The following is a 25877-nucleotide window of genomic DNA, read 5'->3' on the forward strand; positions in this document are numbered from 1 at the left end:
CGGGAAAGGAGCGATCGTGTTGAAGCGAGCAAGCGGCATCCTGCTGCCGGTTTCCAGCCTGCCGGGCCCCTGGGGGATCGGCACGCTGGGCAAAGAGGCCAGGCAGTTTGTGGATTTTCTTGCTGCCGCGGGCCAGACCTACTGGCAGATTCTGCCGGTGGGGCCCACCGGCTACGGCGACAGCCCCTATCAGAGCTTTTCTGCCTTTGCGGCAAACCCTTATTTCATTGATCCGGACACCCTGATCGCCCGGGGCCTGCTCACCGAAGAGGAAGCCGGAGCGGACTGGGGCGTAAATCCGGCCCGGGTGGACTATGGTGCGCTGTATGCCCACCGCCACGCGCTGCTGCAAAAAGCGGCGGACCGGCTTCCGGCCGGGGATGCAGGCTTTGCCCACTGGCAGAAAAAACAGAGCGCTTGGCTGGAGGACTACGCCCTCTTCATGGCACTCAAGGAGGAAAACGATCAGCAGAGCTGGACCTGCTGGCCGGATGAGGTGCGTCTGCGCCGCCCCGATGCACTGGAGCGGGCCCAAAAGCGGCTGGCCGGACGGGTGGACTACTGGAGGAAGATCCAGTATCTGTTCTACTGCCAGTGGGCCGCGCTTCTGGAATATGCCCATGGGAAGGGCGTGCAGATCATCGGAGACATTCCCATCTATGTTTCGCCGGATTCCTCGGACATCTGGGCTGCGCCGGAGCTGTTCCAGACCGATGGGGATCGGCGGCTCACCCGGGTGGCGGGCTGCCCGCCGGATGCCTTCGCCGCCGACGGTCAGCTGTGGGGCAATCCCCTGTACGACTGGCCCCGCCACAAGGCCACCGGTTACGCCTGGTGGCTGCGGCGGCTGCGCCATGCGCTTACCATTTACGATGTGGTGCGCATCGACCATTTCCGGGGCTTCGAAAGCTATTATTCCATCCCCGCCCGGGACACCACCGCCCAGAACGGCAGCTGGCAGCCCGGCCCGGGCATGGATTTCATCGGGGCCATCCACGCAGAGATGCCCGGTGCACAGATCATTGCCGAGGATCTGGGATATCTGACCCCGCAGGTGAAGGAGCTGCTGGAGGGCAGCGGCTACCCGGGGATGAAGGTGCTTCAATTTGCCTTCGACCGGCGGGAAGCCGGGGACTATCTGCCCCACAACTATCTGCACAACTCGGTGGTCTACACCGGCACCCACGACAACACAACCACCGCAGCATGGGAAACTGACGCCCACCCGGAGGATGTGGCCCGCGCCCGCGCCTATCTGCACGCCGAGGGCGAGCCGCTGGTGGAGGGCTTTATCCGGGCTGCAATGGCCAGCGTGAGCGCCACCGCCATCATCCCCATGCAGGACTGGCTGGGGCTGGGCGCAGAGGCCCGGATGAACGTGCCCAGCCGCCCCTGGGGCAACTGGCAGTGGAGGCTGGAACCCGGCGCACTGACCCCGGCCCTTGCTCAGCGCATCGCGGCTCTCACCGAGCTGTACGGCCGGTAAACTGGAAAATTATCCAAACACCTTCCAGACGCCTCTCCGAATGGAGAGGCGTTTTTGTTAGTTTTAGGCAAAGAATGGGGTGGCAAGCTTTTTCTTTTGGGCCGATTATGGTACAATAAGCCGTAATGACGCAGCCCGTTCGGCTGCCCGAAACTGCAAGGAGAACTGTTATGCGCACCATTGTTTGGTTTATCTATTTCTGGCTGTATCTGCTGTTCAAGCTGCCCCTTCTGCGCAGGGGCCTGAAGGCGCTGGATGCAGGCGACTGGGCCACCGCCGACGCACTGGCCGCCCGCTGGGTGCCGGACTGGGCGGGCAAGCTGCTGCGGCTGGCCGGTGTGACCGTTACTGTAACCGGCAGGGAGAACATCCCCGAGGGACGGCCCTGCGTGTTTGTGGGCAACCACCGCAGCTATTACGATATTCCCCTCGTGCTCACCCAGCTGGACGCGCCCCACGCGCTGGTTTCCAAAAAAGAGGTGGGCAAAATCCCGCTGGTGCGGGGCTGGATGCGCCTTCTGCACTGCGTTTTTCTGGACCGGGAGGATCCCCGCAAGGCCATGGAGGCGCTGAACGAAGCCATTGCCAACGTGAAAAAGGGTTACTCGGTAACCATCTTTCCGGAAGGCACCCGCAACAAGGGCGAAGAGGGAAGCCTGCTGGAATTCAAGGGCGGCGCCTTCCGCATTGCCACCAAGACAAAGGCTCCGCTGGTGCCCATCGCCATTCTGCACAGCCGGGACATCATGGAAAACAACGGCGGCTGGATGAAGCCTGCTCATGTGACCATTCATATTCTGCCCCCCATCGAGACCGGGGATCTGAGCCGGGAAGAGCTGAAGGAACTGCCCCAGCGCACCGCGGCCCTGATCGGAGCTGCACTGAAGGAAGAAAAGGAGGCATAAAGCCATGGCAAGCGCACGTTATACCCTGAACATCGATCCGGAGGATCTGAAACCGGACGAACCCATTGAATACACCAAAAAACAGAAGGCTACCAACTGGTGGCACTATAACTGGAAGATCGTGGCGGTGATTGCCGTCGTGGTGGCTGTGGTGGGCTATTATGCCTGGAAGGCGCTGACCGCTGTGCATCCGGATCAGCAGATCGCGCTGGTCAGTGCCGAAGCTCTGCCCGAAGAGGTGAGCGATGCCCTGGGGCGGGCGCTGAGCGGTCTTGTGGAGGATGCCAACGGCGACGGTCAGGCACTGGCGCAGGTTCGTTCCTACCAGCTGGACCTGGAGGGACTGGACGCCAGCATCAATGCCGGCAGCACCGGCACCAGTACAAGCACCAGCACTGTGCAGGATGTGGGCGGGGCCATGAACGAGCTGACCAACGGTTATATGCAGATGGCCCAGTCTACCGTGCTGAATGCGGACCTGACCACCGGCGAAGCGGTGATCTTCCTGGTGGATGAGCCGGAGACATTCCAGAGGACCTACGGCGTGCTCAGCGCGGCAGATGGTACCACGGTTTCCGAAGAGGATCCTCTGAACGGGGTGGAATGGTTTGCCTGGAGCGACTGCCCGGTGCTGGCCTCGCTGGATCTGGGCGAATACACCACCGCCACCGGTGAGACTATGGACTGCCAGGAATACATGAGCCGCTTTGTGGTGGCCCGCCGCGGATATGGCGACAAAACGCCCCCCTATCTGGATGCCGGTGTGGCGCTGTTTGAGACCATCACCGAAGGGGCAACCGCCCAGTGAAAAAGATTCTGATCCGGCTGAAGGAACGGTTTTCCGGCAAAAAGAAGGCGGATACTCCGCCACGGCCTCCGCTGGAAAACCCCTACCGGCGTTTTTATACCCCGGAGCGCAGCTTTGAGCAGCTGGCGCGGCAGGCCCGGGAGCAGCAAAAGCGGGAGCCGAAGGGCTGACCGCAGCGGAAAAAGCCGAACCGGGCCGAAAAAAGAGCCCCGGAACGGTTGTGCCGAACCACGGGATATGGTATACTTTATCACATTAATGTGGCAGGAGGGTGTTGCATGGAACCGGAACAGAGCATCGCACAGTCCGCAGAGGAATTGGATCGGCAGCTGGCCCGGCTGTTTTACCGCCGGATGGAGCTGGCGGCCCTTAAGGCCCGGGAGCAGGGCGAGGCCCGGCCCGTCTTTGAAGGCGAGCAGGAGCCGGCGCTGCCGGCGGAGCTGGTCGGGCAGGATCCGGCGCTGGAGCGGTATTACCGGGCCTTCCGGCAGACCGGGCGGCAGCTGGCGGCCCAGTATCAGCTGGAGGTGCTGGGGCGTGACCAGGTAGCCTATCAGGGCGTGGAGGGAGCCTTTTCCCACATTGCGCTGCGAAAGCTGTTCCCGCTGGCAAAAGCAAAAAGCTACCCCACCTGGGCGGCGGTGTTCGATGCGGTGGAGAGCGGCGAGGCGGCATACGGTGTGCTGCCCTTTGAAAACAGCAACGCGGGGGATGTGTCTGCGGTGCTGGATCTCTGCTTTGCCCACCCGGAGCTGCACGTCTGCAGGGTGTATGATCTGCCGGTGCGCCAGAATCTGCTGGCGCTGCCCGGGGCAAGGCTGGCGGACATTCGCCGGGTGGTCAGCCACCCCCAGGCCATTGCCCAGAGCGCCCGGTTCCTGAACAGCCTGGGCCTTGCCTCCACCGAGTGCCTGAACACCGCAGTGGCGGCCAAACAGGTGGCTGAAAGCGGCGACCTTACGCTGGCGGCCATCGCCAGCGCCGAGACTGCCGAGCTTTACGGGCTGCAGGTGCTGGCGGCGGGCGTCAACTCGGACGGCGACAACACCACCCGCTTTATCGTAATTACCCGGGAAAATCCCGCCGAGGGCGACCGGTTCAGCCTGCTGTTTACGGTGGACCACAAGGCCGGGCAGCTGGCCCGGGTGATTCAGGCCATCGGCGCGGCCGGGTTCAATATGGAATGCATCAAAAGCCGGCCGATGCCCGGCGTACCCTTTGAATACTATTTTTATGTGGAACTGGAAGGCCAGCCCGGCAGACAGGAAAGCAAGACCCTGCTGGAGGCGCTGGGGCAAATCTGCAACACACTGCGGGTATTGGGGGTCTATACAAAATGAGCAACGAGCAGACAAGGAGTACCGACGGAATGAAACTGACCATGCGGCTGGGCGAGCGCAGCTACGACATTATCTTAAAGCGCGGCGCGCTGCACAACCTGGGCCTTCTGGCCAATCTGAACCGGAGGGTGCTCATCGTGACCGACAGCGGCGTGCCCGCCGAATACGCCGAGATCGTGCGCGCCCAGTGCAGGGAGGGCCACATTGAAACCGTGCCCCAGGGCGAGGGCAGCAAATGCCTGAAGGTGTATGAGGGCCTGCTGCGCCGGATGCTGGAGCTGGGCTTTGACCGGGGCGATCTGGTGGTGGCCGTGGGCGGCGGCGTTGTGGGCGATCTGGCCGGCTTTGTGGCCGCCACCTACATGCGCGGTGTGGACTTCATCAACTGCCCCACCACCACCCTTTCCCAGATCGATTCCTCCATCGGTGGCAAGGTGGCGGTGGATCTGGGCGCGGCGAAGAACATCGTGGGCGCCTTCTGGCAGCCCCGGCTGGTGGTGGTGGATCCGGATACCCTGTCCACCCTGCCCCGCCGCCATTTCATCAACGGTCTGGCCGAGGCGGTGAAAATGAGCCTGACCAGCGACGCCGAGCTGTTCGAGATGTTCGAGAAGCTGGACGTGGACGCCGAGATCGAGACCATTATCTACCGCAGCCTGCTGATCAAAAAGCAGGTGGTGGAAAAGGACGAGACGGAAAAAGGCATGCGGGCCATTCTGAACCTGGGCCACACGCTGGGCCACGGCATCGAGGCGGTGAAGGGCATCTCCGGCCGCCGCACCAACGGCCTGTACCACGGCGAGTGCGTGGCGCTGGGCCTGCTGCCCATGATCGAGGATCGGCAGCTGGCCAAACGGGTGCGGGCCGTGTACCGCAAGCTGGGTCTGCCCGCCCGCACCGCCTACAACAAGGAAAAGGTGTGGGCCTACATGCTCCACGACAAAAAATTCCGCGACGGGCGCATCACGGTGGTGAAGGTGCCCGGCCTGGGCTGCTGGCGGCTGGACAAGCTGGACGAAGTCGGGCTGAAGGCGATCCTGATGGGGAAGTGATTGGGTGAAAAACACATACGGCAGCGCCATTGCGCTGACCATCTTCGGCGAGAGCCACGGCGCGGCCATCGGCGCGGTGCTGGACGGTCTGGCCGCGGGCATTCCGGTGGATGAGGAATTCATCGCCGCCCAGATGGAAAAGCGGCGGGCGAAAAAGGGCGGTCTTTCCACCAGCCGCATCGAGGCGGACAAGGTGCGTTTTTTGAGCGGCGTGTACAACGGCCGCACCACCGGTACCGCCATTACCATGGTGATCGAAAACACCAACACCCGCTCGGGTGATTACGCAAAGACCCTGGGCCTGTGCCGCCCGGGCCATGCGGACTACACCGCCCATGTGAAATACGGCGGCTTTGAGGACTTCCGGGGCGGCGGGCATTTTTCCGGCCGCATTACCGCGGCGCTGTGCGCGGCGGGTGCGCTGTGCCAGAGCATCCTGCTGGCAAAGGGCATCCGGGTGGCCACCCACGCGGCGTGCATCGCGGGCGTGGAGGACGAGGCCTTTGCTCTGGAGGAAGAGAAGCTGAACGCCCAGCTGGCTGCGCTGGACGCCTGCACCGGCCTGCCGGTGCTCAGCGAGGCTGCCGGCGAAGCAATGCAGCAGGCCATCCGGGCCGCCGCCTCTGAGGGCGACAGCGTGGGCGGCGTGCTGGAAACGGCGGTCACCGGTCTGCCTGCGGGCGCGGGCGAGCCCTTCTTCGACAGCGTGGAAAGCCAGCTGGCCCACCTGCTGTTCAGCATTCCCGCCGTGAAGGGCGTGGAGTTCGGCGCGGGCTTCGGCATGGCCGGGCTGCGGGGCAGCGTGGCCAACGATCCGATGACCATAAAGGACGGCCGGGTGGTAACCACCACCAACAACAACGGCGGCGTGAACGGCGGCATCACCAACGGCATGCCGCTGGTGGTGTGCACCGCGGTGAAGCCCACCCCCAGCATTTACAAGCCCCAGCAGACGGTGGACATGGGTTCGATGCAGCCCGCCGAGCTGCAGATTCAGGGCCGCCACGACCCCTGCATCGCCCACCGGGCTGCTATTGTGCAGACGGCGGCGGTGGCCTTCGGTCTGGTGGACCTGCTCACCCAGCGCTGGGGGCCGCTGTGGCAGGCAGAGGAGGAAGCACCATGGAATACGGACTGATCGGCGCAAAGCTGGGCCACAGCTACTCCAAGGCCATCCACGAGGCACTGTGCGGCTATCGCTATGAGTTGTGCAGCCTGCCCACCGAGCAGCAGGCACGGGAATTTTTGCAGAAAAAGGCCTTCAGGGCCATCAATGTGACCATCCCCTACAAGCAGCTGGTCATCCCCTACTGCGCCTGGCTGGAGCCGCGGGCCAAAGCCATCGGCGCGGTGAACACGGTGGTGAACCGGGACGGCATTCTCCACGGTTACAACACCGATTACGACGGCTTTCTGTATCTGGCCAACCAGCACGGGGTGGATTTCAAGGGCAAAAGCGTGCTGATTCTGGGCACCGGCGGCACCAGCCGCACGGTGCATGCGGTGGCGAAGGATCAGGGCGCGGCGGAAATTCTGTTTGCCAGCCGCACCGGCAAAGACGGCGCGCTCACCTACGAGCAGGCGCAGGTCCAGAGTCAGGTGCAGATTCTGATCAACACCAGCCCGGCGGGTATGTACCCGAACGCCGGCGAATGCCACATCCAGCCTGCGGGCCTGCCCCGGCTGGAGGCGGTGCTGGATGTGGTCTACAACCCCTTTAAAACCGAGCTGATTCTGCGGGTCGAGGAGGCGGGCATCCCCTGTGCCAGCGGCCTGGAAATGCTGGTGGCGCAGGCGCTGTATGCGGCCCGCCAGTTCACCGGTCGGCGTATCCCCTCCTCGAAAATTCAGCCCATCGTGCGCAGCATCCGGGCCCAGCGACTGAACGTCTGTCTGGTGGGCATGCCCAGCTGCGGCAAATCCACCATCGGCCGCCAGCTGGCCAGGGCACTGAACCGGCCCTTTGTGGATCTGGACGCCGAGATTGAAAAGGCGGCGGGCAAATCCATCCCTCAGATCTTTGAGGAGCGGGGGGAGGACGGCTTCCGTGCACTGGAGACCGAAACCGCGGCCCGCTTCGGCATGGGCAGCGGCCAGATCATCAGCTGCGGCGGCGGCGTGGTCAAGCGGCCGGAAAACGTGCGGGCGCTGCGCCAGAACGGCGTGATTGTGTTCATCGACCGGCCGGTGGAGCTGCTGAAGGTGGGCGGAAACCGTCCCCTCTCCACCAGTATGGACGGATTGAAACAGATGGAGGCCGAACGCCGGCCCCTGTACGAGGGTGCGGCGGACCTTTGTGTGAAAAACAGCGGCGAGCCCTTCAGCCGGGCGACAAAGGCCGCGCAGGAGGCGTTGTATGAAGCTTTTGGTATTGAACGGGCCCAACCTTAACCTGCTGGGCGTGCGGGAGCCGGGCCTGTACGGCACGGTGGATTACCAGGGCCTGCTGGATCTGATCCAGAAAAAATGCGACGAGCGGGGCGTGGAGGTGCGATTCTACCAGTCCAACCACGAGGGCGATCTGGTGGACGCCATTCAGCAGGCTCGCTTTGACTGCGACGGCATTGTGATCAATCCGGGGGCCTACACCCACACCAGCGTGGCCATTCTGGATGCGCTGAAGGCGGTGGCGCTGCCCGCAGCGGAGGTGCATATCACCGATGTGACCAAGCGGGAGCCCTTCCGCCAGATCAGCTATGCGGGTATGGCCTGTCAGGGGCATTTCATCGGTCAGGGGCTGCAGGGCTACCTGAACGCGGTGGATTTCCTCATTGAGACAGTCGAAAACAGCGAACAGAAGCAGTAAACCTGCAAAGGGAAACAAATACATACAGGGAAAGGGAAAGAACAGATTATGATTATCTCCACCAAGCGCGGCACCCCTCAGGAGGAGCTGCAGAAAATTATTTCGGAATTCGAGAGCCAGGGCCTTGAGGTCACTCTGATCCGTGGTACCGACTACAACGTGTTCGGTCTGGTGGGCGACACCACCAAGATCAACGAGAAGGTTGTGGCCGCCAACCCCTGGGTGGACAGCGTGACCCGTGTGTCCGCTCCTTACAAGAAGGCAAACCGCCTGTTCCATGAAGCCGACACCATTGTGGATGTGAACGGCATCAAAATCGGCGGCAACGAGCCGCTGGTGGTCATCGGCGGCCCCTGCAGCGTGGAGGGCGACGAGTCCACCCTGAAGATCGCCCAGGCCGTGAAGGCGGCGGGCGGCTGCATGCTGCGCGGCGGCGCTTACAAGCCCCGCACTTCCCCCTATGCCTTCCAGGGCCTGGGTACCGAGGGTATTCTGGCCATGGTGAAGGCCCGCGAGGCCACCGGCCTGCCCATCGTGAGCGAGCTGATGAGCGAGGATCGGATCGAGGAGTTCGAGGAATATGTGGACGTGGTGCAGATCGGCGCCCGCAACATGCAGAACTTCCAGCTGCTGAAGGCGGTGGGCAAGATGAAAAAGCCGGTGCTGCTCAAGCGCGGCCTTGCCAACACCATCGAGGAGTGGATCATGAGCGCCGAGTACATCATGGCCGGCGGCAACGAGAACGTGATTTTCTGCGAGCGCGGCATCCGCACCTTCGAGAAGTACACCCGCAACACGCTGGATCTTTCCGTTGTGCCCATCATCAAGCAGAAAACCCACCTGCCTATCATCATCGACCCCAGCCATGCCACCGGCGACTGGCGTCTGGTGGAGAGCATGAGCCGGGCCGCCGTGGCCGCCGGTGCTGACGGCCTGATCATCGAGGTACACACTGACCCCGAGCATGCCTGGAGCGACGGCGCCCAGACCCTGAAGCCGGATAAATTCCGCGAGACCATCGACCAGTGCCGCCAGATCGCGCAGGTGCTGGGCCGTGGTGTGCGCCAGCCTCTTGACTGAGCAGACCCAAAAGGAGGAACGTCCATGATCGCCCACATCCAAGCCCCGGCCGCCATCGGCGGCCGGATCACCGCGCCACCCTCCAAGAGCATGGCCCACCGGGCGGTGCTCAGCGCCGCGCTGGCCCGGGGGTGCTCCCGGGTGGAGAATCTGGAATTCAGCCAGGACGTGGACGCCACCCTCACCGCCGCCGCCCGGCTGGGCGCGCAGGTGGAGCGGGGGGAAGGCTGGGCGCGGATTACCGGCCATGGCTGTGTGGCCTGCCCGGACGGCCCGGTGGATTGCTGCGAAAGCGGCAGCACCCTGCGTTTTCTGATCCCGGTGTTCAGCCTGTGCGGCGGTCGGGTGGAATTTTCCGGCCGGGGGCGGCTGCTCCAGCGGCCCATGGGCGTGTATGAAAACCTGTTCCGGGCCCAGGGCCTGGAATTTGACCAGAGCGAAGGGGGCCTTGCCATCCGCGGGCCCCTTGCCGCCGGCGACTACACCATTCCGGGGGATGTGTCCAGCCAGTTCATCAGCGGGCTGCTGTTTGCGCTGCCCCTGCTGGAGGGCGACAGCACCCTCACCATCACCCCGCCCTTTGAAAGCCGCAGCTATGTGGAGCTGACGCTGGCGGCCCTGCGGGATTTCGGCGTGCAGGTGAACTGGGCGGACGAGACCCGCATGAAGCTGCTGATTCCCGGAGGTCAGTGCGGCCGCGGCCGGGATTACCGGGTAGAGGGCGATTACAGCCAGGCGGCCTTCTTCGCCGTGCTGGGCGCGGTGCTGGGCGGCGTGACCATCGAGGATCTTCGCCCGGATTCCCTGCAGGGCGACGGGGCCATTCTGCCCATTCTGGAGGGCTGCGGCGCCCGCTTTGTGCGGAATGGCAGCAGCGTGCGCTTTGAAAGGGCTCCCCTTTCCGGCACGGTCATTGATCTGGCCGACTGCCCGGATCTGGGGCCCATCCTGATGACGCTGGCCCTCTTCTGCGAGAGGGAAACAACGATCATCAATGCCGGGCGGCTGCGCATCAAGGAGAGCGACCGCATTGTCGCCATGGAAGAGGAGCTGCGCAAGTTCGGCGCGGACATTGAAAGCACACAGGATACCGTGACCATCCGCCCGGCGGCGCTGCATGCCCCGGCGGAGCTGGACAGCCACAACGACCACCGGGTGGTGATGAGCCTTGCCATGGCGGGCCTGTGCGCCGGGGTACCGGTGACCATCCGGGACGCGGGCGCGGTGGCCAAAAGCTGGCCGGACTTTTTCCGGGTACTGGAGCGCGTGGGTGCACGAATCGAGGTGCGGGATGAATAAGAACGACCGTTTTCTCATTGTGGGCCTGGGCCTGCTGGGCGGCAGCTACGCCCGGGGCCTTGCCCGCGCGGGTTTTGCGCAGGTATACGCCATCGACACAAACCCCGAAGCCATCCGGTTTGCCAAAGAAAAGGGCTATATTGCGGATGGCGCAAGCGAAAATTTTGAAGAGCTGGTGCGAATGGAGGATCGGGTGATCTTCGCCCTTTACCCCACCGCGCTGGAAGAATGGGTGGCCCGGTATGGCGGCCTGCTGCGGCCGGGCTGCATCTGCACCGATGTGTCCGGCGTGAAGGCCGGCCTTGTGGAAACGGTGCAGACCGCCCTGCCCGAGGGGGTGGAGTTCATTGCCAGCCACCCCATGGCGGGCAAGGAGGTCAGCGGTGTGGAGAATTCCCATCTGGTGGACTTCTCCCCCGCCAATTTCCTGATTACCCCCACCGACCGCAACACCCCCGAAGGGGTGGAGTTTGCCCGCTGGCTGGGCCGGACGCTGGGCTTTGCCCACATCCGGGTGCTCAGCTGCGCCGAGCACGACCGGATGATCGGCTATGTGAGCCAGCTGACCCACGCCATTGCGGTGAGCCTGATGTGCGCGCCGGGGGCGGAGCAGTTTGCCGACTACACCGGCGATTCCTTCCGGGATCTGACCCGGATCGCCCGCATCAACGAGACCATGTGGGCGGAGCTGTTTTTGTGGAACCGGGAAAACCTGATCGACGAAATCGACGGCTTTACCGCCCGGCTGCAGGCTTTGAAGGGATACCTGCAGCAGGGGGACCGGGCCGCGCTGGAGGAAATGTTCCGCCAGTCCACCCGGGCGCGGGCCGCCTTTGACAAGAAGGAAAAGGAGGAGTGAGCCATGCCCCGCAGCGAAGGTCAGAAGGGCAAGCTGGTGTGGCTGCTGCGCATTCTTGCCCGCTATACCGATGAGGAACACCTGATCAATGTGCCCCGCATTCTGGAGCTGCTGGCCGCCGAGGGCATCGCCGCCGAGCGCAAGAGCGTTTACGACGACATTGCCACCCTGCGGGCGCTGGGCTACGATATTGTGCAGCACCGGGGCCGGGGCGGCGGCTATCATCTGGCCAGTCGGCCCTTCCAGCTGCCCGAGCTCAAGCTGCTGGCAGATTCGGTGCAGGCCTCCCGTTTCATCACCCGCAAAAAAAGCGACCAGCTGATCCGCGCCCTGAGCCAGTTTGCCAGCCAGTGGGAGGCAAACGAGCTGCAGCGGCAGGTGTTCGCCTCCAGCCGGGTGAAGAGCATGAACGAGAGCATCTATTACAACGTGGATGCGCTGCACCGGGCCATCGCCTCGGACCGGCAGGTCCGTTTTGTGTACCAGGAGTGGAATCTGGACAAGAAAAAGGTGGCCCGCCGGGGTGGCGGAGCCTATCAGGTGAGTCCCTGGGCCCTTTTGTGGGAAGAGGAGAACTACTATCTGGTGGCCTTCGAGGAGGGCAAGGGCATGCGCCATTACCGGGTGGACAAGATGACCTCCATCACCACGCTGGAGCAGCCCCGCCTTGGCCGGGAGGAGTTCGACCCCCAGAAGATGCGCAACTACGCAAAACCCATGTTCGGCATGTTCGGCGGGCCGGTCAGCCGGGTGGAGCTGCGGTGCGAAAACAGCGTCATCGGCCCCATGCTGGATCGGTTCGGCACCGGTGTGACCATCATGCCCCAGCCGGACGGCCGGTTTACTCTGTATGCGGATGTGGTGGTCAGCCCGCCCTTTTTCGGCTGGCTGTGCGGCTTTGGCGGCCGGGTGGAGCTTGTGGCTCCGGCAGATGCCCGCCAGCAGCTGCGCCAGATGCTGGAAACTATCTCAAAAGCCTATCAGACAAAAGAGCCTGCACAATAAAATGCTGCAACCAGAGCCCCTCGAAAAAGAGGGGCTCTGGTTTTTTATGAAAAAATTTCCCTCAAAATGAAGAAAGGCCCGGTCATGATTCGTCTTTACGTTTGTAAAGAAAACGCCCGGCGCAAATTTTTTGAACGGTTTGTCCGCTGGCGACGAAAAACGGCAGAGGGCTGTTTTCCGTGCCCGGGTGTTTGGAACAGCAGCGGCCCTGCGGGGCCGCCATACAGATGAAATAAGAGGAGTCGATGAGGGATGAGCAGGATAACATCGTTTTTGGGCCGGCACAAAAAGGCGCTGATTGTGCTGGCGGTGCTGGCTGTGGCCGGCGCTGTGGGCTGGACGCGGATGAATCAGGCGGCCGCGGCCGCACAAAAGGCGGCAGCCCAGCAGGTACAGACCTTCACGCTGGAAAAGGGCGATCTGAGCCGGACCCTGAGCGTGAGCGGAAGCATCCAGTCTGCCCAGGTGACCCAGGTGGCCGCGGCCCAGACCTACCCGGTGGCCGAGGTGCTGGTAAGCGAAGGTGATGTGGTGGCCGAGGGCGATGTGCTCGCCACGCTGGATACCACCGATCTGGATGCCCAGATCAAGGTTCAGCAGGAGGCGGTGGCCGCCGAAAAGCAGCAGAACGACCTGAGCATTTCTCAGGCGCAGCGCCGGCTGGAGGATGCCCGCAACCAGAAAACCATCGACGAGGATGTGACTGCTGACTGGGATCAGACTGAGCGGGATGCCAAGCTCCGGCAGGACAGTCTGGCCATTGAGGATGCACAGGATGTGCTGGTGAACGCGGTGACCGCGGCGGATGCCCCCAGCGCGGCAGCCCAGCAGCTGAAAACCCTGCAGAATGCCAAAAAGCAGTGCACCATCACCGCGCCCTGCGCCGGAACCATCACGCAGGTAAAGGCTGTGGTGGGCGGCGCTGCGGGCGAGATCGCCACCATCGAGAACCAGAGCGCGCTGGAGGCACTGCTCAGCGTGCGGGAATACGACGTGAACCAGCTGAGTGTGGGCCAGAGTGTGACCCTGACCTCCGGCGCGAAGGATGTGTTCCACGGTTCCATCAGCTGGATCGCCCCCAAGGCCACCGTGAACGAGAATGGCGAAGCCAGCTATGCAGTGAAGGTTTCAGTGGACGATGCCACCGGTGCGCTGCGTCTGGGCATGACTGCCAAGGCCAAGGTTCTGCTGGAAGAGAAAAAGGGCGTGTTCAGTGTGCCGCTGGACGCAGTGGGCACCGATGAAAACGGCGAAGCTGTGGTTTACCAGAAGAACACCGACGCCGAGGGCAACGTGACCTTCACCCCCGTCCCGGTGACCACCGGCATGGAGACGGATCTGTCGGTGGAGGTGAGCGGCGAGGGCCTGACCGAGGGCATGGAGCTGCGCAGTCTGGCTGACCCGGAGGCAATGCAATGAGCGGCGAAAAGAAGCCCATCATCCAGCTGAGGGGCATCGTGAAGAAATTTTACATCGGCCAGCCCAACGAGCTGGAGATTCTGCATGGCATTGATCTGGATGTGTATGAGGGCGAGTTCGTGGCCATCGTGGGCGAGTCCGGCAGTGGCAAGTCCACCTTGATGAACATTGTGGGCGCGCTGGACAAACCCACCCGGGGCAGCTATTTCCTGGATGGCATCGACATGACTGCCGCAAAGGACAGCGAGCTTTCCGCGCTGCGCTGCCGCAAAATCGGCTTTGTGTTCCAGACCTTCAACCTGATCGGCCGCACCAGCGCTTTGAAAAATGTGGAGCTGCCCATGCTGTACAACGGCATCGGCGCGGCAAAGCGCACCGCCCGGGCAAAGGAGCTGCTGGAGCTGGTGGGCATGGAAAAGCGGATGGCGCACCAGCCCAACGAGCTTTCCGGCGGTCAGAAGCAGCGTGTGGCCATTGCCCGGGCAATGGCAAACGACCCGGCGGTGCTGCTGGCAGACGAACCCACCGGCGCGCTGGATTCCGCCACCGGCCGGGTGGTGATGGATCTGTTCCACAAGCTGCACAAGGAGCAGGGCAAAACCATCCTGCTCATCACCCACTCCCGGGAGCTGGCCGCCGAATGCGAGCGGATCATCACCATTCGGGACGGGCGCATTACCGGCGAAGTGAAAGGGGGCGCGGCGCAGTGATCTGGGAAAACATCAAGCTGGCCCTGGGCGGGCTGCGCAGCAACAAGATGCGTGCCCTGCTCACCATGCTGGGCATCATCATCGGCATCGGTTCGGTGATTGCCATCGTCACCGTGGGCAATTCCCTCACCAGTACGGTGAGCGAAAGCCTGGTGGCCATGGGCGGAAACAACCTGCAATTGAGTGTGGATCCCCGGCCGGATGAAAACGGCGACTACCCGAACAGTTACAGCTATCAGGAAAGCGACCTGCTGAGCGACGAGATGCTGCAGGCCTACGAGGAGCGGTTTGCCCAGCAGATCAAGGCGGTGGTGCTCACCGAAAGCGGCGGTGCGGGTAAGATCCAGATTGGCGCGAACACCGCAAAGGTGAATATCACCGGTGTGAATCAGGGCTACTTCGACGCGGAAAAATGCGAGCTGGTGGTGGGCCGCGCCCTGAACGAAAAGGATCAGGAGGGCGTGCGTCAGGTGGCACTGGTGAGTGACGTGCTGGTGGATAACCTGTTCGGCGGCGACGATCAGGCCGCGCTGGGCCAGACCATCGAGGTGACGGAATCCGGCGGTGCGGTGCATGAACTGTCCATCGTGGGCGTTTATGCCTACCAGACCATGAGCCCGCTGCTGGGCGGCAGTGCCACCGTGAACAAAAACACCACCACCGATCTGTATCTGCCCCTCACCACCCTGCACGACATGAACGGCATTGCGGGCGGCAGTTATTTCTGGTGTGAGGTGGTGCCCGCCGCCGGTGTGGACGCGGATGCGTTCCAGCTGCGCAGTGAGCAGTTCTTTGAGGAGCGTTATTACAAGAACAACGAGCAGTTTCTGGTTACCGTGTACAACCTGCAAAACGAGATGAGCTCCATCACCAGCGTGCTGGATACCATCTCGCTGGCCATCGGGGTGATTGCGGGCATCAGCCTGCTGGTGGGCGGCATCGGCGTGATGAATATCATGTTGGTGAGCATCACCGAGCGCACCCGGGAGATCGGCGTGCGCAAGGCGCTGGGCGCCACCAACGGGGCCATCCGCACCCAGTTTATCGTGGAATCGGTGGTCATCTGTCTGGTGGGCGGCGCACTGGGTATTCTGGTGGGCTTCGGTCTGGGCAGTCTGGGCGCCTCCCTGATCGGTGCGCCCGCCCGGGTGGATCTGGGCACTGTGCTGGTGGCGGTGGGCTTCTCCATGGCCATCGGCGTGTTCTTCGGCTATTACCCGGCCAACAAGGCCGCCAAGCTGGATCCCATCGAGGCACTTCGTTACGAATAAGCAGAAAAACACCCGGGCTTTGCCCGGGTGTTTTTTGTATGCAGACGTGCTATAATCAGAAAAAAGCGGGCCTTACCCGGCCCGCTGCAAAAAGGAGGCATTCCCCATGAACCCTACCCAACAGGGAATTCAGGACCGCAAGAGTGTGCGGGTCTTTCTGGATCAGTCGGTCACCCCCGCCATGAAGGAGCAGCTGCTGGAAGCAGCATTTCAGGCGCCCACCGCCGGCTGCCAGCAGCTGTATACCATTCTGGACATCACCGACCCGGAGCGCAAGGCCCGGCTGGCCGAGCTGTGTGACCATCAGCCCTTTATCGCCACCGCTCCGGTGGTGCTGGTTTTTCTGGCGGACTGCGCCCGCTGGCCCGGCGTCTACCGGGAGGCAGGCTGTGCGCCCCGGCCTGCCGGTGCGGGGGATCTTTTCCTGGCGCTGGCGGATGCCTGCATTGCCGCCCAGAATGTGGTGGTGGCGGCCCATAGCCTGGGGCTGGGCAGCTGCTACATTGGAGACATTCTGGAAAACTGTGAGCAGGTGCGCGAGGAACTGGCTCTGCCCGCTCAGGTAGTGCCGGCGGCCATGCTGGTGATCGGCTGGCCCACCCGCCAACAGCAGCAGCGCAAAAAGCCCGCCCGATTTGCCCGCAATTACATTGTGGCGGAAAATCAGTACCCGGAATACACCGGCGAGCAGCACCGGCAGGCGCTGGAGGAGCGGGCCACCCGGGGCGGAAATGAAACCTTCGATTTCGATCAGTGGGTCAAGGCCTTTGAGCAGCGCAAATACGGCAGCGACTTCTCCCGCGAAATGAGCCGCAGCGCCGCGGAGTACCTAAAGGATTTTCTGAACGAAACGGAATAAGAGCAAAAACGCCCGGGGCTGTATCAGCGGCCCCGGGCGTTTTCGTCTGAGGAAGGAGAAAGCAGTTCTGATTTCGTCAGCAGGCGGAGCGAAGACGGTAATAGTTGCGCCCGAACAGCAGGCCTGCCAGCAGCAGCGAAGCGCCCAGACCGGAATAGAACACCGCGATAAACACCTCCGGCCCCACGCCGGAAGCCCGCAGCCAGATGCCGCCGGTCATCATCACCGCCATAATGGCGAAGGAGCGCAGGTCGAAAAACTTCAAAAAGAAGTGCCGTTCGGCCTCGTAACCGGTGATCCGGCCGGTGTGCTTTTTCACCAGCGGCCCGAAAATGAACCGCTGAAAGACCGCGAACACCACCGCGGACAGCACCAGATTCAGAACCGACAGATAGGCCGAATAGGCAGCCAGACCAATGCGAAGAATATTTGCCCCGGCACAGCCCCATACCAGGCAGGCGATGAGCAGAAGAGTGGAGCGTTTTACCATAAAAAGCCCGTCCTTTCAAAACAGTTAATAATGAACGATGTTCATGAATTCGGAAAAAGAAAGTGCGGCACACCGAAATGAACAATGTTCATTATATGCCGGTGAATGTATTCTGTCAACCCCGGCGGCAAAATATTCATAAAAAGAGCACCCCTTCCCGCCACAAAAAGCGGAAAGGGGTGTTTTGCTTGTATGAATCAGGATGTTATGGGTTTTCCCGGCTGCGGGGCGGGGCTACCCGCAGGGCCTTGCGTCGGCGGCGAACCGCTGCCTTATGGGCAAGCAGACGGGCCAGCAGTACCAGCCCGATCAGCAGGGCAATCCCCACAGCGGCCAGAAGAGGCAGCCATGGGCGCACCAGATCCTTGGCGTAAAGCCAGAAACTGCGTTCATAGTCCTGCAGAACCACCAGCTCGGTGGAGCCCACGGTCTCGCCGTTCACCTGAACGGTCAGCCGCCCCAGCACCGTGCCGGCCTGCACCGGAGCGGAGAGGGAATCCACCGTGGTTTCGATGCGGGTTTCCAGCGTGCTGGAATCGGTCTCCGCCAGAACCACCAGCGGATCTCTGGCATACAGCCCCACCGTGTCGGCTTCGGTGCACCAGCGCAGCGGAAGCTGGGTGGCCGGGGTCTCGGTGTTCACGGCGGCGGTGGGTGCCAGCGCTTCCAGCGCCCAGTCGTACAGATCTGCCGTGGTGTGGAAGGCGTAGTTCACGCCGTCCTCCGCAAGGCCATCCTGTGCACCCATCACCACCAACAGCCAGTTGGCCCCGCCCTGCTGCGCGCCGGACACAAAGCACCGGCCCGCCTCGTCGGTAAAGCCGGTTTTCATGCCCCGAATATAGTCCCGATACAGGGGGGAGTCCGGGTTCTGCATCACCACGGTGCTGCGAATCCGGTAGCTCTTCCCTTCCGGCGCGCCGGCGTCGGCCTGAGTGTGCAGCTCGGTCAGGGGCATCCAGTATTCGGTGGAGCACATGACCTCCATCAATGTTTCGTTTTCCATGCAGGCCCGGGCAATCCGGAACATGTCCTGCGCGGTGCTGTAATTTCCCTGATCCATGCTGTCCAGCCCATGGGGACAGCTGAAATGGGTGTCGGTGCAGCCAAGTTCGGCGGCCCACCGGTTCATCTGATCCAGAAAGGCCGCCTCGTCTCCGTCGCCCAGATACCAGGCGATGGCGCTGGCCGCGTCGTTGCCGCTGGGCAGAAGGCAGCCGTAGAGCAGATCCTGCAGGGTTACGGTCTCGCCGCAGAGCAGCCCCGCCCGGGTGCCGTAATTCGCCAGAATTTCATTGAACTCCGGCTGCAGCCCGTCGGGAATGGTGAACGGTGTGTCCAGCGGCTGGCCGCTCTCCACCAGAAGCAGTGCGGTCATCAGCTTGGTCAGGCTGGCCGGGGCCCGCCGTTCGTTCTCGTTTTTTGCATAGACCAGGGTCTCGGTGTCCAGCTGATACAGATACACCGCCTGCGCCTTGTCCGTTGTGCCCTGGGGCGGATCCCACTGGGCGGCGGCGGGCATCGCCAGGCCGATGGCCAGCGCCAGCAGCATCACCGCGCACAAAAGTCTGGTTTTCAACCACGTTCCTCCCTTGTTGTTGAATTCTTTCCGCGACTATTATACCGGCTGCTGCCTGCCGTTGTAAACGGTATGGGAAGAAATACAGCTCAGGAATCGGAAACCGGCCGCAGCAGTCCCCACAGACCGCCTTCTTCTGCCCAGACAAGGCCGCCCGGCGCCGGGGCCAGTGCCTGATAGGCGCCGAAGCCGATCTGCTTCTGGCCGTCGCTGCTCAGCAGAGCGTATTCCCCGCCCTTGCGTACCACCACGCCTGCTTCGAGGCAGGGCGCGGGCCATACCCGCTGCCAGACGGCGCTGTCGTTGCCCTGAACGTCCCGGTCGGTGCTCTGGCCCCATACACCGTCGTATTTGCAGGGGATCACCAGCTGGCCCTGTTCGTTCAGATAGCCCCATTTCCCCTTTTTCTCCACCGCAATCAGTCCGCCGCTGCCGGGCCGGGCCTGTTCATAAACAAAATCTGTGAGCAGGGTTCCATCGGCCGAGGCTACGGCGTAAAGGCTTTTTGGCTGCGCTTCCATCACCTGGGCGCCCTCCAGCTGGCTGTATTTCCAGCTGCCCTGTCGGATCGGGAGCAGCTCGCCGTTCCCGGCGGACGGGTCCAGGAGCGGGCTTTGCGCACCGCTCTCGTTCCAGCTGTGGCGGCGCACCTGACCGGCTTCACCGTCCCACACATATTCCACACCAGGGCCTCCGTGGCCCGGCTCCAGGCGAAGCGCCGGAGCATAGGCGGTCAGCTGCCGGTCCAGTTCCGGGTCGTCAATCAGTGTGCCGTCCGGCCCGGTGGCAAGCAGGTGCCCGGCGGGACACAGGGCGGGAGCCTGAGAAAAACAGGGCTCCACCACCCACTCGCCGGTCTGACCGTCCACAAGGCCCCACAGCTCGCCCTGCTGGGCCGCGCAGAGGGTACGCAGTGCCTCGTCCTCCGGCAGGCTGCCTTCCAGAATACCGCCGCCGCTTACGGCCAGCGGTTCGATTTTATCTGCCTTCAGCCGGGGCTCCACCGCCCATTCATACCCGCCGCGCCCGGCACCGCAGCCGGCCAGCGCCGCCAGCAGCAGCCCGGCGGCGATCACTCTGCACACCGCTTTCATGCCGTTCCCTCCTTTTCGCTTTCGAGAAAAACAAAACGGGCCCGGAAATACCGGGCCCGCTGGCTCAATTGAATCGATTCTGCGCCTCGCTCAGCTTGCCCGCAAGAATCAGCCGCACCGCGGCTTCCACATCGTTCAGACGGCTCTCGAAGGCCTTTCGATCCTCGCCGCCCAGTTTGCCCAGCACCCAGTTGGCCAGGTCGTAGTCCGGGCTGGGCTTTTCGCCCACGCCCAGCCGCACCCGGGCAAAACCATCGGTGCCAAGGCAGGCGATGATGTCCTTCAGGCCGTTGTGACCACCGGCCGAACCGCTGGGCCGGATGCGAATTTTGCCCGGCTTCTGGGTCACATCATCGCACAGGATGATCACATGCTCCGGCGGAATCTTGAAAAACTCCGCCGCCGCCTGTACGCTGTGGCCGGAAAGATTCATAAAGGTCTGGGGCTTGAGCAGCAGCACCTTGCCTTCGGCCAGCGCCGCCTGCCCGCACAACCCTTCAAACTTGGCCTTGGTCACGCTTACGCCCCATTCTTTGGCCAGATGGTCGATGGCATCAAAGCCCACATTGTGGCGGGTGCCATCATATTTTTTGCCCGGATTGCCCAGGCCCACCACCAGCCAGTCGGCTCCGGTGGTCTGTTTTTTGAAAAACATAAATGATCCTCATCACCCCGGCTTTTGCAGAACATATTCTAATATATGAAGCGCAGCCGGAAAATCTAAAAATTACACCAATTATAAGCATACCAACTTTTTGAAAAATTTCAAGTGCAGGAACGAATCTTACTATGCCTGCAAACCGGCTTTTCACCGTATTTTGTCGAATTTTACAGTGATTTGACACAAAAAGTTTCCAAATTCTGAAAAAAGTTCTGGTATTTTTTTCTCGAATCTGTTATAATGTGTTCATCACAAACGGAATATCGGCATCGCCCGAGGCTCTGCCCCGCCCGGTGCTACCATTGGAGGTTGAAGATTTTGAACAAGAAAAAATACCTTTATCTGTTCAGCGAGGGTAACCGCGACATGCGCGACATCCTCGGCGGCAAAGGCGCCAACCTGGCCGAAATGACCAACGCTGGTATGCCTGTTCCCCAGGGCTTCACCATTTCCACCGAAGCCTGCACTCAGTACTACAAAGACGGCCGTCAGATCAACCATGAGATCATGGCCGACATTTACGAATACATCGGCAAGATGGAAGACATCACCGGCAAGAAGTTCGGCAACGTTGCCAACCCCCTGCTGGTATCCGTCCGTTCCGGCGCCCGTGCTTCCATGCCCGGCATGATGGACACCATCCTGAACCTGGGCCTGAACGACGAAGTGGTTGAGGGCCTGGCCGCCAAGACCGGCAACCCCCGCTTCGCATACGACAGTTACCGCCGTTTTGTGCAGATGTTCAGCGACGTTGTTATGGAGCTGCCCAAGTCTGAGTTCGAAGAGATCATCGACCAGATGAAGGCTGAAAAGGGTGTCAAGATGGACACCGAGCTGGACGAGAACGATATGAAGGCTCTGGTATTCAAGTTCAAGAGCCTGTACAAGAGCCACATGGGCACCGACTTCCCCACCGATCCCCGCGTTCAGCTGATCGAGGCAGTCAAGGCCGTGTTCCGCAGCTGGGATAACCCCCGCGCCAACGTATACCGCCGCATGAACGAGATCCCCTACGAGTGGGGTACCGCCGTTAACGTGCAGGCCATGGTATTTGGCAACACCGGCCCCAACAGTGGCACCGGCGTGGCCTTCACCCGTAACCCCGCCACCGGCGAAAAGGCTCTGTTCGGCGAGTACCTGATCAATGCGCAGGGCGAGGACGTTGTGGCCGGTATCCGTACGCCTTCTCCCATCGCACATCTGCAGGAGCAGATGCCCGAGGTTTATGCCCAGTTCGTGGACATTGCCAACCGTCTGGAAAATCATTATAAGGACATGCAGGATATGGAGTTCACCATCGAGGATGGCAAGCTCTACATGCTGCAGACCCGTAACGGCAAGCGCACCGCTGCCGCCGCTCTGAAGATCGCTGTCGACCTGGTGGACGAGGGCATGATCGACGAGAAGGAAGCGGTTCTGCGCGTTGATCCCAAGCAGCTGGACAGCCTGCTGCATCCCCAGTTTGACCCCGAGGCCCTGAAGAATGCCGAAGTCATCGGCAAGGGCCTGGCTGCCTCCCCCGGCGCTGCCTGCGGCCAGGTGGTATTCACCGCTGAGGACGCCAAGAACGCCGTGGAGAGCGGTGAGATGAAGAAGGTTATCCTGGTTCGTCTGGAGACCAGCCCTGAGGACATCGAGGGCATGGCCGTTGCACAGGGCATCCTGACCGTGCGCGGCGGTATGACCAGCCACGCTGCCGTTGTGGCCCGCGGCATGGGCACCTGCTGCGTATCCGGCTGCGGCGAGATCGTTGTGGAATACGACAAACAGCAGTTCACTCTGGGCGGCGTGACCTATAAGCGCGGCGACTGGATCAGCCTGAACGGCTCCACCGGTAACATCTACGGCAAGGCTCTGCCCACCGTGGACGCTTCCATCAGCGGCGACTTTGGCCGCTTCATGAGCTGGGCCGATGCTGCCCGTCAGCTGAAGGTCTTCACCAACGCCGACAACCCCCGCGACGCCAAGCAGGCTGTGGAGTTCGGCGCCGAAGGCATCGGCCTGTGCCGTACCGAGCACATGTTCTTCGAGGCTGACCGCATCAAGGCCGTTCGCGAGATGATCGTGGCCGAGAACGTGGTGGACCGCAAGAAGGCTCTGGCCAAGATCATGCCCTATCAGCAGGGTGACTTCGAGGCCATGTACAAGGTTCTGGGCGAGCGTCCCATGACCATCCGTTATCTGGATCCGCCTCTGCACGAGTTCCTGCCCACCAAGGAAGAGGATATCGTGGAGCTGGCCGCAGATCTGGGCATCACCGTTGAGCATCTGCACAACGTGATCGACAGCCTGCATGAGTTCAACCCCATGATGGGCCATCGTGGCTGCCGTCTGGCCGTTTCCTATCCTGAAATTGCCGAGATGCAGACCACCGCTGTGATCAACGCTGCCATCAACGTAAGCCGTGAAACCGGCGTGAAGATCGTTCCCCACATCATGATCCCCCTGGTAGGCGAGGTCAAGGAGCTGAAGTTCGTTAAGGACGTGGTGGTTGCTACCGCCGATAAGCTGATTAAGGCTGCCGGTGTGGACATGAAGTATGAAGTGGGCACCATGATCGAGATTCCTCGCGCTGCTCTGACCGCAGACGAGATCGCCAAGGAAGCCGAGTTCTTCAGCTTCGGCACCAACGACCTGACCCAGATGACCTTCGGCTTCAGCCGTGACGATGCCGGCAAGTTCCTGAACTACTACTACGACAACAAGATCTACGAGAACGATCCGTTCGCCCACCTGGATCAGAACGGCGTAGGCAAGCTGGTTGAAATGGCTGTAACTCTGGGCCGCAAGACCCGCCCCGAACTGGGTCTGGGCATCTGCGGCGAGCACGGCGGCGACCCCACCAGCGTGGAGTTCTGCCACAAGGTTGGCCTGGACTATGTGTCCTGCTCTCCCTTCCGTGTACCCATCGCCCGTCTGGCCGCCGCTCAGGCAGCCATCAAGAACCCCCGGAAGTAATCCGATCGGGCTCATGCAGATGACGCTGCACTTTGAGGACGCCCATGCGTTCCAGAAAGCGCGAAATTGCGTGGTAAAGCCCAGTCGATGGCATGACATCGACCTGGAAGTATACCTGTAATACGCCAATCCCCCTGCCGCTGGAAACAGCGCAGGGGGATTTTTTCTGCCCATTTTTCACAAGGCTTAGGGGCCACGGCCCGTATTTTCAAAAATGTACCCACTTTGCGGTGTACATTTTCGGGCCCATTTCCCCCTTTGCAGCGCATCATTTTTGCAGATATAAGGAGCGTGTTACAGATGAACGAAACCACACAAAAGACCTCTGATTCTCAGGTGGTGACCATGCTGGATGCCGGGGTACTGGTGCCTTTTCAAAACCAGCCGTTCCGGGTAGCCACTGGAGAAGAAATGGACCAGCTGAAGGAAAGCATTCAGGAATACGGGGTGCTTTCTCCCCTGCTGGCCCGCCCGCTGCCGAACGGAAGTTATGAGATCGTGAGCGGCCATCGCCGCAAAGCTGCCTGCGAGGCGCTGGGCATCACCCGACTGCCGGTGCTGGTGCGCCCGATGACCGACGATGAAGCAATCATCCTTCTGGTGGATAGCAACATCCAGCGGGAACATATCCTGCCCAGCGAAAAAGCCTTTGCATACAAAATGAAGATGGAGGCGATCTGCCATCAAGGGCGAAGCACTTCTCGCCAAGTTGGCGAGAAGTTATGGAGCATCGAAGAAGTGAGTAGGAACACGAGTGACAGTCAAAGGCAGATTCATCGGTACATCCGCCTGACCCACCTCATTCCCTCTATTCTTCAGATGGTGGACGAAGGCCGAATCGCCTTCAATCCGGCGGTGGAGATTTCCTATCTCACCGAGGAAGATCAGCAGCTTTTGAAAGACGAAATGGATGCCTGCCAGGCTACGCCTTCCCTCACCCAGTCCCGTACCCTTAAGCAGATGAGTCAGGCCGGAACTCTGACGCGGGAATACCTGCACCATCTGCTCACTGAGGAAAAGCCCAATCAGCGGCAGAAGTTCTTTCTGAATCAGGAGGACGTGAAGAAGTTCTTCCCGCCCAACTACACACCGGAACAGATGCACAATACCATCCTGCTTCTGCTGCGCAACTGGCAGCACAAACGAGGCTACAACAAAAATCAACCCGAGCGATAACGGAGGTCTTACCATGCAATACACAAACGTCAACGGATATTTACTGCCCAACCTGATTTCTACCGATACGGTCCGCCCCATTGGCCGCTACGGCGAGATGCGCCGTCAGTTTCTGGAAAACCACCGCCCCGATATGCTGGACCGGTTGCTGCTGGAGGACCGGCTCAACCGCCACCTGTCCCAGGTGGACGAAGAGGCCCGGCAGGCAGTACAGGAATGTGTGGCCCGGATGGCCCGCCAGCAGCAGGTGGACGAAGCTCTCAAGCGCGCAAATCCCATGGAGTGGGTGCGCCGGATGAACCTGATCCGGGATGCTGTGGAGCAGGCGATTCTGCCGGAGTTTCTCTATCCGGAAGCTCTGGAATGACCGGACAGAAAAACGCCTGTCCACAGGGGGAACGAGCACTGGCTTTGTATAGCTTTTTGGAAGCCATACGCCGCCGCAGAGCCTTGCTCTGCACAGGGGGAAATACCCCTGTAACCCCCGATCAACCCAACAACGCAACAACACAAAAGGATCGGGCCAGACCGCCCGGTCCTTTGTTATTGAAGGCACCACCGCACAATTCACGCCGATTGGCTCAGGCGGCGTATCGCGCCAAAATTTTCCGTGGAATTTTCCAAAAATGCTCGTCAAGCCACCAAGGCTTGCCTGTGCTTTTTGGTTCATTCCGCAAAAAATTTTCCGGCGCGCTCCACCACCTGGAATTATGCGGTGCCGCCTTAGAAAGGAGAAAACACATGCTGAACCGAACCATCCAGCTGAATATCCGCGTGACCCAGGAAGAAAAACAGCGGTTTGAGCAGGCCGCCAAAGCCTGCGGATTGTCCCTGTCCCGCTATGTGCGGATGCGGTTGAGCGGGCGAGTACCCCAGCCCACTCCGCCGCTGGAATACCAGCAGATTCTCACCCGGCTCACTGAGCTTTACCAGCGGGAGAATACCCCGCAGGTGCAGGCAGAACTGCTGAATACCCTGTTGGCCATCCAGGCCGCTACCCTGCCCAGAAAGGAGAGCTGA

General features: G+C 61.6%; 25 protein-coding genes. 21 read left to right on the plus strand and 4 right to left on the minus strand.

The features are described from left to right. Positions 1 to 19: 19 nt before the first annotated feature. From malQ to EDD77_RS07970, 17 genes are all read left to right on the plus strand, one after another. On the plus strand, positions 20 to 1486 hold the full coding sequence (gene malQ, locus EDD77_RS07895) for a 4-alpha-glucanotransferase (RefSeq protein ID WP_058963357.1): 1467 nt from the start codon (positions 20 to 22) through the stop codon (positions 1484 to 1486). A gap of 170 nt (positions 1487 to 1656) precedes the next feature. Next, complete coding sequence (locus EDD77_RS07900; RefSeq protein WP_242868312.1) at positions 1657 to 2391, plus strand: lysophospholipid acyltransferase family protein; 735 nt, start codon at positions 1657 to 1659, stop codon at positions 2389 to 2391. Positions 2392 to 2395: 4 nt separating this feature from the next. Continuing rightward, on the plus strand, positions 2396 to 3199 hold the full coding sequence (locus tag EDD77_RS07905) for a hypothetical protein (RefSeq protein ID WP_058963355.1): 804 nt from the start codon (positions 2396 to 2398) through the stop codon (positions 3197 to 3199). Next, positions 3196 to 3369 carry a hypothetical protein gene (locus EDD77_RS18040; protein ID WP_156417370.1) on the plus strand — a complete coding sequence of 58 codons (174 nt, stop codon included), beginning with the start codon at positions 3196 to 3198 and terminating at the stop codon, positions 3367 to 3369. Before EDD77_RS07905 ends, EDD77_RS18040 begins: the two co-directional genes overlap by 4 nt. 108 nt (positions 3370 to 3477) lie before the next feature. Continuing rightward, entirely contained in the window at positions 3478 to 4539 is a 1062-nt protein-coding gene (locus EDD77_RS07910) for a prephenate dehydratase domain-containing protein (RefSeq protein ID WP_058963354.1), read from the plus strand. 29 nt (positions 4540 to 4568) lie between these two features. After that, complete coding sequence (locus EDD77_RS07915) at positions 4569 to 5591, plus strand: 3-dehydroquinate synthase (protein ID WP_058963353.1); 1023 nt, start codon at positions 4569 to 4571, stop codon at positions 5589 to 5591. Positions 5592 to 5595: 4 nt separating this feature from the next. Further along, on the plus strand, positions 5596 to 6729 hold the full coding sequence (gene aroC, locus EDD77_RS07920; RefSeq protein WP_058963352.1) for a chorismate synthase: 1134 nt from the start codon (positions 5596 to 5598) through the stop codon (positions 6727 to 6729). After that, entirely contained in the window at positions 6714 to 7982 is a 1269-nt protein-coding gene (locus EDD77_RS07925) for a shikimate kinase (protein WP_058963351.1), read from the plus strand. The genes aroC and EDD77_RS07925 overlap by 16 nt, the downstream gene beginning before the upstream one ends. Next, positions 7948 to 8397, plus strand: coding sequence for a type II 3-dehydroquinate dehydratase (gene aroQ, locus EDD77_RS07930; RefSeq protein WP_058963350.1), 450 nt, complete (start codon positions 7948 to 7950; stop codon positions 8395 to 8397). Before EDD77_RS07925 ends, aroQ begins: the two co-directional genes overlap by 35 nt. Positions 8398 to 8445: 48 nt before the next feature. Further along, entirely contained in the window at positions 8446 to 9477 is a 1032-nt protein-coding gene (gene aroF, locus EDD77_RS07935; protein WP_058963349.1) for a 3-deoxy-7-phosphoheptulonate synthase, read from the plus strand. Positions 9478 to 9501: 24 nt separating this feature from the next. After that, entirely contained in the window at positions 9502 to 10776 is a 1275-nt protein-coding gene (aroA, locus tag EDD77_RS07940; protein WP_058963348.1) for a 3-phosphoshikimate 1-carboxyvinyltransferase, read from the plus strand. Further along, the gene (locus tag EDD77_RS07945; protein ID WP_058963347.1) at positions 10769 to 11635 is read left to right on the plus strand and encodes a prephenate dehydrogenase; all 867 of its coding nucleotides are present in this window, start codon (positions 10769 to 10771) and stop codon (positions 11633 to 11635) included. The genes aroA and EDD77_RS07945 overlap by 8 nt, the downstream gene beginning before the upstream one ends. Before the next feature lie 3 nt (positions 11636 to 11638). Then, on the plus strand, positions 11639 to 12640 hold the full coding sequence (locus tag EDD77_RS07950; protein WP_077138496.1) for a helix-turn-helix transcriptional regulator: 1002 nt from the start codon (positions 11639 to 11641) through the stop codon (positions 12638 to 12640). 252 nt (positions 12641 to 12892) lie between these two features. Next, positions 12893 to 14059 carry an efflux RND transporter periplasmic adaptor subunit gene (locus EDD77_RS07955; RefSeq protein WP_082669521.1) on the plus strand — a complete coding sequence of 389 codons (1167 nt, stop codon included), beginning with the start codon at positions 12893 to 12895 and terminating at the stop codon, positions 14057 to 14059. After that, the gene (locus tag EDD77_RS07960; RefSeq protein ID WP_058963345.1) at positions 14056 to 14769 is read left to right on the plus strand and encodes an ABC transporter ATP-binding protein; all 714 of its coding nucleotides are present in this window, start codon (positions 14056 to 14058) and stop codon (positions 14767 to 14769) included. Before EDD77_RS07955 ends, EDD77_RS07960 begins: the two co-directional genes overlap by 4 nt. Next, a complete protein-coding gene (locus EDD77_RS07965; RefSeq protein ID WP_242868311.1) occupies positions 14766 to 16040 on the plus strand; it encodes an ABC transporter permease in 1275 nt (424 codons plus the stop codon). Before EDD77_RS07960 ends, EDD77_RS07965 begins: the two co-directional genes overlap by 4 nt. Positions 16041 to 16146: 106 nt before the next feature. Then, positions 16147 to 16899, plus strand: coding sequence for a nitroreductase family protein (locus EDD77_RS07970; protein WP_058963344.1), 753 nt, complete (start codon positions 16147 to 16149; stop codon positions 16897 to 16899). A 76-nt stretch (positions 16900 to 16975) separates the two neighbouring features. On the opposite strand, the gene EDD77_RS07975 is transcribed toward EDD77_RS07970, so the two are convergent. The 4 genes from EDD77_RS07975 to pth form a co-directional block, all read right to left on the minus strand. Continuing rightward, positions 16976 to 17389 (minus strand): hypothetical protein, encoded by a 414-nt coding sequence (locus tag EDD77_RS07975; RefSeq protein WP_058963343.1) that lies wholly within the window; start codon positions 17387 to 17389, stop codon positions 16976 to 16978. A gap of 205 nt (positions 17390 to 17594) precedes the next feature. Continuing rightward, a complete protein-coding gene (locus tag EDD77_RS07980; protein WP_058963342.1) occupies positions 17595 to 18968 on the minus strand; it encodes a D-alanyl-D-alanine carboxypeptidase family protein in 1374 nt (457 codons plus the stop codon). A gap of 89 nt (positions 18969 to 19057) precedes the next feature. Further along, the gene (locus EDD77_RS07985; protein ID WP_058963341.1) at positions 19058 to 20062 is read right to left on the minus strand and encodes a WG repeat-containing protein; all 1005 of its coding nucleotides are present in this window, start codon (positions 20060 to 20062) and stop codon (positions 19058 to 19060) included. A 64-nt stretch (positions 20063 to 20126) separates the two neighbouring features. Continuing rightward, positions 20127 to 20717, minus strand: a complete 591-nt coding sequence (gene pth / locus EDD77_RS07990) for an aminoacyl-tRNA hydrolase (RefSeq protein ID WP_058963340.1) — start codon at positions 20715 to 20717, stop codon at positions 20127 to 20129. 321 nt (positions 20718 to 21038) lie between these two features. On the opposite strand from pth, the gene ppdK reads away from it, so the two are divergent. The 4 genes from ppdK to EDD77_RS08010 all read left to right on the plus strand — a co-directional run bounded on the left by ppdK (position 21039) and on the right by EDD77_RS08010 (position 25877). After that, positions 21039 to 23681 (plus strand): pyruvate, phosphate dikinase, encoded by a 2643-nt coding sequence (gene ppdK / locus EDD77_RS07995; RefSeq protein WP_077138504.1) that lies wholly within the window; start codon positions 21039 to 21041, stop codon positions 23679 to 23681. Positions 23682 to 23981: 300 nt separating this feature from the next. Continuing rightward, positions 23982 to 24857: a ParB/RepB/Spo0J family partition protein gene (locus tag EDD77_RS08000; RefSeq protein ID WP_058963339.1), complete on the plus strand. Its 876-nt coding sequence runs from the start codon at positions 23982 to 23984 to the stop codon at positions 24855 to 24857. A gap of 13 nt (positions 24858 to 24870) precedes the next feature. Then, positions 24871 to 25224, plus strand: a complete 354-nt coding sequence (locus EDD77_RS08005) for a TnpV protein (protein WP_058963338.1) — start codon at positions 24871 to 24873, stop codon at positions 25222 to 25224. A 374-nt stretch (positions 25225 to 25598) separates the two neighbouring features. Further along, on the plus strand, positions 25599 to 25877 hold the full coding sequence (locus tag EDD77_RS08010; protein ID WP_058963337.1) for a plasmid mobilization protein: 279 nt from the start codon (positions 25599 to 25601) through the stop codon (positions 25875 to 25877).

This window comes from Allofournierella massiliensis, from assembly GCF_004345265.1.
Classification (GTDB): domain Bacteria; phylum Bacillota; class Clostridia; order Oscillospirales; family Ruminococcaceae; genus Allofournierella; species Allofournierella massiliensis.